We start from the raw sequence: 4,096 nt of genomic DNA on the forward strand, positions 1-4,096 counted from the left end.
CCGTTCACGGGAGCGGCCGCCATGGGGCGGCCGACGCGGTCGAGGTGCGCGCGTCGGTGAGCGCCATCGCTCACCCGCTCACCGGGCCGGATGTCACGCCCTCCCCGGCCGACCGCTCGCGGGCGGGAAGGGTCTGGCGGAGGGTGGTCAGGGCCAGGTGGGCCGCGGACGCGTCGACCGGCCTGGTGACGTCGAGCCCGGTGGCCTCGGCGAAGCGGCGCAGGCGGTTGATCACCGTGTTGCGGTGGCAGAACATCGCCTGCGCGACCTCGGTCACCGAACCGGTCCGGTAGTAGGCCTCGACCGTCTCGACCTGCAGATCGACCTCGCGTTCGGTGAACCCGCCGAGCGCCTCCCGCACGTCGCGGGCGAAGGCCCCGGCGGCCGGGCCCAGGCGCGCGCCCGCCAGCCGGGTCCAGTGGCCCTCGACCGTGGCCGCCGCGCCGGGCCGCGCCCACTCCGCCAGCTCGCGGGCGAGCCGCCACATGGGGGCTATCTCCCCGATGCCGTGGGCGCTCGGGGAGATCCCGACGGGTTTGCCCAGCAGCGTCTCCCGGGCGGCCCCCGCGGCGTCCCCCGCGGGGACGATGGCGAACTCCACCCCGTCCAGGCGGAGCAGGACGGCCCGGGGAAGCGTCTGGCCGACCCAGCCCCGGAAGTCGCGGGCGTGGTTGCCGTTGGCCACCAGGACGAGGTGGACGCCGTCGGGGCGCAGGCCCAGTGCCCGCGCCGCCTGCTCGTTCAGCCGCGTGTCCCCGCCGGAGCCGCTGAGCAGGTGCCGCAGGAGGAAGGCGTGCTCCAGCTCCAGTTCCGCGCGCATCCGGGCGATCTCGTCGGTGTAGCCGGTCTGCACGTGGGTGGTGTGCACCTCCACCGCCTCCCAGATGGAGATGACCTCCTCGGAGAAGTCGCGGAAGTCGGCCTCGGCGACGTGGGCGCGCATCGCCTCCCAGAGGAAGCGGAAGTCCATGCGCACGGCCCGCAGCAGCGACTCCAGGGGGATGCCGCGGCGGGCGCGGGAGCGTCCGACCTCGACCGAGTGGGCGCGCAGCTCGCCGTGGCGGTCCCGTCCCCGCAGGAGTTCCAGGAGGAGTTCGAGCGTGGCCCGGGCCGTGCCGTACAGCTCGGCGTCGTCGATGACGGTCTCGGCGTACCCGGTCAGCTCGCGGACCCTGCGCACGTAGGTCCAGGCGACGGTCTCCAGCTCCTCCAGGCACGCCTGTGCGGCTCGGGGGATGACGTCCGACGGCGCTGTTTTGTGCATGTGCACATTCTAGGCGGCGTTCTCGTTGGGTTATGCGCTTGTGGGAGTGCGCTTTTTCCAAGACGATGATCGGCATCACACCTGGTCGCCGACGTCCCGTCCGACCGGTGCACATCTCCCGGAGGATCACATGCCACAGCCCGACCCGGCCCCGGCCGGCGCGAGAGCGCCGAAGGTCAACGCGGCCGACGCCAGGCGCATCGCCTTCGCGGCCTTCGTCGGAACAGCCCTGGAGTGGTACGACTACTTCCTGTTCGGCACGGCCGCCGCTCTGGTCTTCAACCGCCTGTTCTTCACCGAACTCGACCCGGGCGCGGGCCTCATGGCGGCGCTGGCGACCTTCGGCGTGGGCTTCGCCGCCAGGCCCATCGGATCCCTGATCTTCGGCACCATCGGGGACCGCTACGGACGGCGCCCCGCACTGCTGATGACCATCGTCATGATCGGCTGCGCGACCGGGCTCATCGGCGTGATCCCCGACTACATGGCCATCGGGATCGCCGCGCCGATCCTGCTCGCGGTCCTGCGGCTCCTCCAGGGCCTGGCCGTGGGCGGCGAATGGGGCGGCGCCATCACCATCGCCATCGAGCACGCCCCCGAGCGCCAGCGCGCCCGCTACGCCGCCCTGGTCCAGATCGGCTCCCCGGTCGGCACGCTCATCTCCTCGGCCGCCTTCGCCGCGGTGCTGACGCTGCCCGCGGCCGACTTCGACGCCTGGGGGTGGCGCCTGCCGTTCCTGGCCGCGTTCCCGCTGCTGGGCATCGCCCTCTACATCCGCTTCAAGGTGGAGGAGTCCCCCGTCTTCCAGGAGCTGGTGCAGATGGAGGACCGCGCCAAGGTGCCCGCCCTGGCCCTGTTCCGCGAGGCCGGGGGCCGCCTGCTCGTGGCGGTGGCCGCAGCGCTGCTGGGGGTCGGCGGCTTCTACGTGATGACGACCTTCGTGGTCTCCTACGCCTCCACGGTGCTGGAGGTCGACCGCCAGGCGGTCGTGAACGCCACACTCGTCGCCGCCGTCTTCCAGATCGCCACGACCCTGGTCGCCGGGCGCGCGGCCGAGCGCTTCGGACCCGGCCGGATGACGGTGATCGGCGCCCTGGCCACCGCCGCGGCCGCGTTCCCCCTGTTCCGGCTCATCGACACCGCCGACCCATGGGCGATCACCGCGGCGGTGACCATCGGCATCTGCCTCATCACCCTGGCCTACGCCGTCACCGGCACCCTGCTGGCCGACCTCTTCCCGCCCCGGCTGCGCTACAGCGGGGTGTCCCTGGGCTACAACCTCGCCGGAACCCTCAGCGGGTTCCTCCCGCTCATCGCCACCGCGCTCCTGGCCGTGGACGACGGCGCGTCCTGGCCCGCGGTGCTGGTCCTCATCGGCATCTGCGCCGTCACCGCGGTCGGCGGCCTGGCCGGCGAGCGGATCAGGGCCGCGGACACCCACGCCGCCGCCGACGCCCGGGCCGCGGCGTGAACCGCCCGCCCGCACCGACCACAACCCCGCAGGAGGAGAACCCCATGAACCTCGCACCCGACGTCGTCGCGCGCATCGAGGCGGCGGTCGACGACGCCTTCGACGCCCAGCTGGACTTCACCCGGGAACTCGTGCGCCACCCCTCCCTGCGCACCCGGGAGTCCTCGGCGCAAGATCTGATGCACGAGGCCATGGAGCGGCGGGGGCTGGCCGTGGACCGGTGGGAACTCGACCCGGAGGAGATCTCCGCCCACCCCGGCGCCGGGAAGATCACGGTCTCCTACGAGGGCGTGGAGAACGTGGTGGGCACCTACACCCCGGCTCAGGGCGGGGGCCGCTCGCTGATCCTCAACGGCCACATCGACGTGGTCCCCGAGGGCCCCCTCGGGGAGTGGTCCCGCTCCCCGTGGGACGCCCCCGTCATCGACGGCTGGCTGCACGGCCGGGGCAGCGGCGACATGAAGGCGGGGCTGGCGGCCAACCTGTTCGCTTACGACGCCGTGCGCGCGGCCGGGTTCGCCCCCGCCGGGCGCATCCACTTCCAGTCCGTGGCGGAGGAGGAGTGCACCGGCAACGGCGCGCTGGCGACGGTCCAGCGCGGGTACACCGCCGACGCCGTCCTGATCCCCGAGCCCGAGGAGGACATGCTGGTCCGCGCCAACGTCGGCGTCATCTGGTTCACCGTGCGGGTCGCGGGGCACCCCACGCACCCCAGGGAGATGGCGTCGGGGTTCAACGCGATCGACGCGGCGCACCACGTGATGGGGCGGCTGCGCGTCCTCGAACAGCGCTGGAACGACGAGAGGGGCAGCCACCCCCACTTCGAGGACCTGGACCACCCCATCAACTTCAACCTCGGCGGCATCAGCGGCGGCGACTGGCCGTCGAGCGTCCCCGCCTGGTGCGAGCTCCAGGTCCGGGCGGCGATCTACCCGGGGGTGAGCGCCGACGACGCCTGGGAGCAGATCCAGGGGGTGCTGCGGGAGACCACCACCGACGACGCGGGCAACCCCATCGAGGCCGTGGGCGAGCGGACCGGCTTCTACGCCGAGGGCTACGTCCTGCCCGAGGGCACGGAGGCCGAGAACGTGCTGCGCCAGGCCCACCGGACCGTCTTCAAGGACGAACTGCGGACCTTCACCACCCCCGGCTACCTCGACGGCCGCGTGTACGCCCTGTACCAGGGGATCCCCGCGCTGGTCTACGGGCCGGTCTCGGAGGCCATCCACGGGTACGACGAGCGCGTGGACGTGGAGTCCGTGCGGCGGATCACCAAGTCCATCGCCCTGTTCATCGCGCAGTGGTGCGGACTGGAGGAGGCCGCCTGAGGCCGGGCGCGTTCGGGGAGGCCCGTCCCGGGC

3 protein-coding genes are annotated in these 4,096 nt (G+C 72.9%); 2 read left to right on the plus strand and 1 reads right to left on the minus strand.

Annotated elements, in window-relative coordinates:
* Positions 1-70: 70 nt before the first annotated feature.
* Entirely contained in the window at positions 71-1,264 is a 1,194-nt protein-coding gene (locus tag DQW06_RS17160; RefSeq protein ID WP_117198908.1) for a CdaR family transcriptional regulator, read from the minus strand.
* A gap of 130 nt (positions 1,265-1,394) precedes the next feature.
* Between DQW06_RS17160 and DQW06_RS17165 the strand changes: the two genes are divergently transcribed.
* Positions 1,395-2,735: an MFS transporter gene (locus DQW06_RS17165; protein ID WP_117198909.1), complete on the plus strand. Its 1,341-nt coding sequence runs from the start codon at positions 1,395-1,397 to the stop codon at positions 2,733-2,735.
* A gap of 44 nt (positions 2,736-2,779) precedes the next feature.
* The gene (locus DQW06_RS17170; RefSeq protein WP_117198910.1) at positions 2,780-4,063 is read left to right on the plus strand and encodes an ArgE/DapE family deacylase; all 1,284 of its coding nucleotides are present in this window, start codon (positions 2,780-2,782) and stop codon (positions 4,061-4,063) included.
* Positions 4,064-4,096 lie beyond the last annotated feature (33 nt).

Origin of the sequence: Nocardiopsis sp. TNDT3, from assembly GCF_003427465.1 — a bacterium.
Lineage (GTDB): Bacteria > Actinomycetota > Actinomycetes > Streptosporangiales > Streptosporangiaceae > Nocardiopsis > Nocardiopsis dassonvillei.

Excerpts from the sequence above, each read along its gene's own strand:
- DQW06_RS17160 (WP_117198908.1), bottom strand. The coding sequence starts at position 1,264 with ATGCACAAAACAGCGCCGTCGGACGTCATCCCCCGAGCCGCACAGGCG.
- DQW06_RS17165 (WP_117198909.1), top strand. The coding sequence starts at position 1,395 with ATGCCACAGCCCGACCCGGCCCCGGCCGGCGCGAGAGCGCCGAAGGTC.
- DQW06_RS17170 (WP_117198910.1), top strand. The coding sequence starts at position 2,780 with ATGAACCTCGCACCCGACGTCGTCGCGCGCATCGAGGCGGCGGTCGAC.